We start from the raw sequence: 3770 nt of genomic DNA, 5'->3' as shown, positions 1-3770 counted from the left end.
GTTCTATCATGTAGCGCAGGGCGAAAAATTTTGGCTCATATCATACTTTTAACCATTTACAAAACCGGGATGCTCCCCTCCCGGACTGCATGGTGGATGTCCCCACATCCTCGGTAAAGGCGTTACCGTTCGCCGGATTGTAACCTGGTACAAGCGAGGATTGAATGCTGAAGAGATTTGCGATCGCATTTCTCATCTCACCCTCGCCGAAGTCTACGCTGCATTAACTTACTATCATGCCAACACCGCAGAAATTGAAACTGATTTGAGCCATCAAGCAGCAGAAGCCAAGCGTCTTGAAACTTTGTACAGCAACTTTGATAAAGAAGCATGAGTGAGATAATAGGTGAAGAAACATCATGGTTTGTAAACATCTTTCCGATGTTTGCATTGTAATAGAAGAATGATTAGTTCTTCATCGCCGATTTCATAACGAACGCGATAATCACCGATCCGAATACGGTACTCATTGCCAGCACCTTTGAGCTTGACCACCCCATCTGGGCGCGGGTTTTCGGCAAGTTGCAAAATCTTGACAGCGATACGATCGTAGACATCATTGGGCAGGGCATCTAGCTGCTTTTGTACAGCTTTAGGGGTAAGGATAGTGTAAGTCATGTCGATTTATTTGCCCGTTGTGCCATATATCGATCGAAAGTTGTGTAATCTCCAGCTTTGTAGTCAGCACGGGCCGCTTCAATTTCGGCAATGTCTTCTGGAGAATCGTCCTCATTCGGGAATAATTCAGCTTCCAAAAATTCCCATATCTTGTATCTTTCAGCAATTCCCAGTGACGAAATAGCTTCCAGCAGTGATTGAAATGAGATGTCTACTTTCACATTATTCTCAGCCATCAGAACTTTCCTCCACTTTAAATTTTACAATATACCCAGAGCCCCGACTTCTTCAAGAAGCCGGGGCTCTAAAAGCAGACTACATCACAACTGCACTAATCAAAGTTTGCACATTTTGTACAACAGCAGCAGTCAAATTATGAGTCACAGGCAAACTGTCAACGACTATTCCGGCGCACAATAGCATCAGGTACAGAATAGAGTATTTGAAGAGCGATCGCGCAACAATCTTATCCTCTGGAGTCTGCAACAGCAACCAAGCTTTTTGGGCAAAAATAGCACCCAGGAAAATAGCTGTTCCCGCATACACCGCGCCGGCTAAATTCAGCGGATACACCAGCAGCAAAGTTGCAGGAATCATCAATAGCGTGTAAATCCAAATTTGGCGGGCTGTCTCTTCGTCGCCCTCAATTACCGGTAACATCGGGACGCCTACTTCCTTGTATTCATCGCGAATCATCATTGCTAATGCCCAAAAATGCGGCGGTGTCCACAGAAATATAATCCCAAACAGCAGCCACGCACCCCAACTCAAATCTCCCGTCACCGCAGCCCACCCAACTAGCGGGGGAATCGCCCCTGCAGCACCGCCGATGACGATGTTTTGCACGCTGTGACGCTTCAGCCAGTGGGTGTAAATTAAGACGTAGAAAACGATGCCGGACATCGCTAGCAATGCGGCTAATAAGTTGGCAACAACTGTCAGCAATGTAAAGGATATTGTAGCTAGGGCGATCGCAAATATCAAAGCATCCCGCTTCTTGACACGCCCCGAAGGAATCGGGCGCCACCGGGTGCGTTCCATAATATAATCGATGTCGCTGTCGTAGACACAATTAATCGTATTCGCCGACGCAGAAGCTAAAGCGCCTCCGGTAATAGTTGATACCAGCAATAGCGGGTCTACTTCTCCTTTAGCCGCCATCCACATTCCTGCTGATGTGGTGATTAGCAGCAGTAAAATAATTCTTGGTTTTGTTAGTTGATAGTAACTTTTCACGACTTGCGAAAAGTTTTCGTGGAGGCGGGGTCTGTCGTTGGTAAGGATTTCTTGCATCGGTTGTAAGCTGTTAGTTGTTAGTTGTCACTTGTCATTTGTCATTGGTTCGTAGGGGCGGGTTTTACGAGAAATATTTGCTGTAGCTAAAAGGATTAATAAACCCGCCCCCACCGAGGGATAAATCAGGCATCTCTTACTCAAGGAATAGATAAATCTGCCTTTTAGAGAGTGTCCGGTTGATTCGTGCTTGTATGGGCGGGGCGGGTTTATGAAACTGTTGGCTTTTATCGAGAATTATGGTGAACCCGCCCCTACAAGACTTTGGATTATAATAACAACGATGCTACCGGACATGATATTGCTCTCAAGCTGATAAAACTCGATCGCGCCAAGCTAAAACACTAAAAGCTATCAGGGTTCCCAGCAAAGCAGCACCGACTGCTTGGTGGGCGACAGTCAGCGGTTCTACCTGAAGGTGCAGCCGGAAAGTTGCTAATCCCAGAACTAATTGAGCAATAAGACAAACAATCGTCCAATTCCCTAATTTTCGCAACTTTGGACTCAGTGCAGGCTGCCGCCAAGCCATGATGGCTAGTGCTAAAGTCGCTGCTGTAGCTGGTACGATACCCGCGATGTGGCTGTTCATTACCGAGCACAATTCTGAGGAGCTCAAACATTGGTGCAGAGCCCATCTAGAGCCTACTAATGCTCCTAGCAAACTTTGCAGGTAAACTAACAATGCTGCGATCGAACTTACCCAAGCTAATTTGCCGACATTTCCTGTAGCTTCGTAGGGAGTCAGCATGAAACCGATGACTAGCAGGGCGGCAAAAAATAGTAAAGCTGTTCCCAAGTGAGCGGTAACGATGTCAAATCTCAGCAGTTGTGTTACTGTCAAGCCGCCCAATACGCCCTGAAAAACGATTAAAAATAGTGCCCCGGCGCTCGCCCAAGGCAGCCATTTTGGCAGGCGGCTGCGGTAAAACAAAGATAGTCCTAAAAGTGCGATCGCGCTTAAGCCAATTGCCGCTGCGTCCAACCTGTGAAACCATTCCAGAAATACCTGCAAATTCATTTGCGCTGCAGGTATTAATTGACCGTAGCACAGCGGCCAGTCGGGGCAAGCGAGCCCCGCATTCATGACTCGCGTGGCGCTGCCTACAGCCATTAACAGCCAGGTTGCGATCGCAATTTTCCACACTAGGCCGCGGATAATATCTTTTGGCTGCCACTGCACTCCTGCTGCTGCGTTTGGCTGATTTAAAACTGAGTTTGCCATGGAATTTACCTTAGCCTTTGTTATCGATCGAACTTAATTAAATATTGAGGTTTTGCTGTGGCTGAGCTTAGCCGAGCTTAACACTCTTTTTCTCTGACAAACCGTCATTTTTACTACCTTAGCGACACTTTTATCCAATTAGTTTGTCTTGAGGAAATTTTCAACTTTCTTCTTTATATTACAAAAGATTTCCTTTATTTTGTCAAACTTAAAAAAAGTTTAATCTTTCCTCGCTCGTGGATAATTAAGAACTCCCCCACTGTAGAGCATTGACGGAAAAATAAAGATATAATTAAGAAAAACAATTTATGAAATAATTGTGATATGAGCCGATCTAAAGTGTTTACAAAAAACTAAACAGTATAAAAAAACCTAGAAAATATCATTCGCAACAAACTATATTTAGGTGATTGTTCTACTCCTAGTATGAGTATGACGGCAAATAAAACGGCAGTCAACAAATTAAGCAAGCTATAAGCCAGCCACTCCTGTGTCCGCGCCTCACAGCCCCGAGTTTCGACCGGCTAAAATTTCCTAAATATCCCAACTCAATTATTGTTTTATATCCCACATTCCGCAGATGTGGGTCGGATTTCTTTATCAGTTGTGAAAACTTGGAAGCCAAACACTTTTAGGC

5 protein-coding genes are annotated in these 3770 nt (G+C 45.2%); 1 reads left to right on the top strand and 4 read right to left on the bottom strand.

Features of this window, described 5'->3' with window-relative positions:
• Positions 1-85: 85 nt before the first annotated feature.
• Positions 86-334, top strand: coding sequence for a DUF433 domain-containing protein (locus tag QUA99_RS32395; RefSeq protein ID WP_333245582.1), 249 nt, complete (start codon positions 86-88; stop codon positions 332-334).
• Between the two features lie 23 nt (positions 335-357).
• Here the strand turns inward: QUA99_RS32395 and QUA99_RS32390 are convergent, their stop codons facing one another.
• The 4 genes from QUA99_RS32390 to QUA99_RS32375 form a co-directional block, all read right to left on the bottom strand.
• Positions 358-618 (bottom strand): type II toxin-antitoxin system RelE/ParE family toxin, encoded by a 261-nt coding sequence (locus QUA99_RS32390; RefSeq protein WP_333245571.1) that lies wholly within the window; start codon positions 616-618, stop codon positions 358-360.
• Complete coding sequence (locus QUA99_RS32385) at positions 615-854, bottom strand: hypothetical protein (protein ID WP_333245574.1); 240 nt, start codon at positions 852-854, stop codon at positions 615-617. The genes QUA99_RS32390 and QUA99_RS32385 overlap by 4 nt, the downstream gene beginning before the upstream one ends.
• A 79-nt stretch (positions 855-933) precedes the next feature.
• The gene (locus QUA99_RS32380; RefSeq protein ID WP_333245576.1) at positions 934-1911 is read right to left on the bottom strand and encodes a heme o synthase; all 978 of its coding nucleotides are present in this window, start codon (positions 1909-1911) and stop codon (positions 934-936) included.
• A 307-nt stretch (positions 1912-2218) separates the two neighbouring features.
• Positions 2219-3133 carry a heme A synthase gene (locus QUA99_RS32375; RefSeq protein ID WP_333245579.1) on the bottom strand — a complete coding sequence of 305 codons (915 nt, stop codon included), beginning with the start codon at positions 3131-3133 and terminating at the stop codon, positions 2219-2221.
• Between the last annotated feature and the right edge of the window lie 637 nt (positions 3134-3770).

The organism is Microcoleus sp. F10-B2, assembly GCF_036704965.1.
Lineage (GTDB): Bacteria > Cyanobacteriota > Cyanobacteriia > Cyanobacteriales > Microcoleaceae > Microcoleus.
The sequence above is the reverse complement of the archived record's forward strand: the minus strand, read 5'-3'. Positions and strand labels throughout refer to the sequence as shown.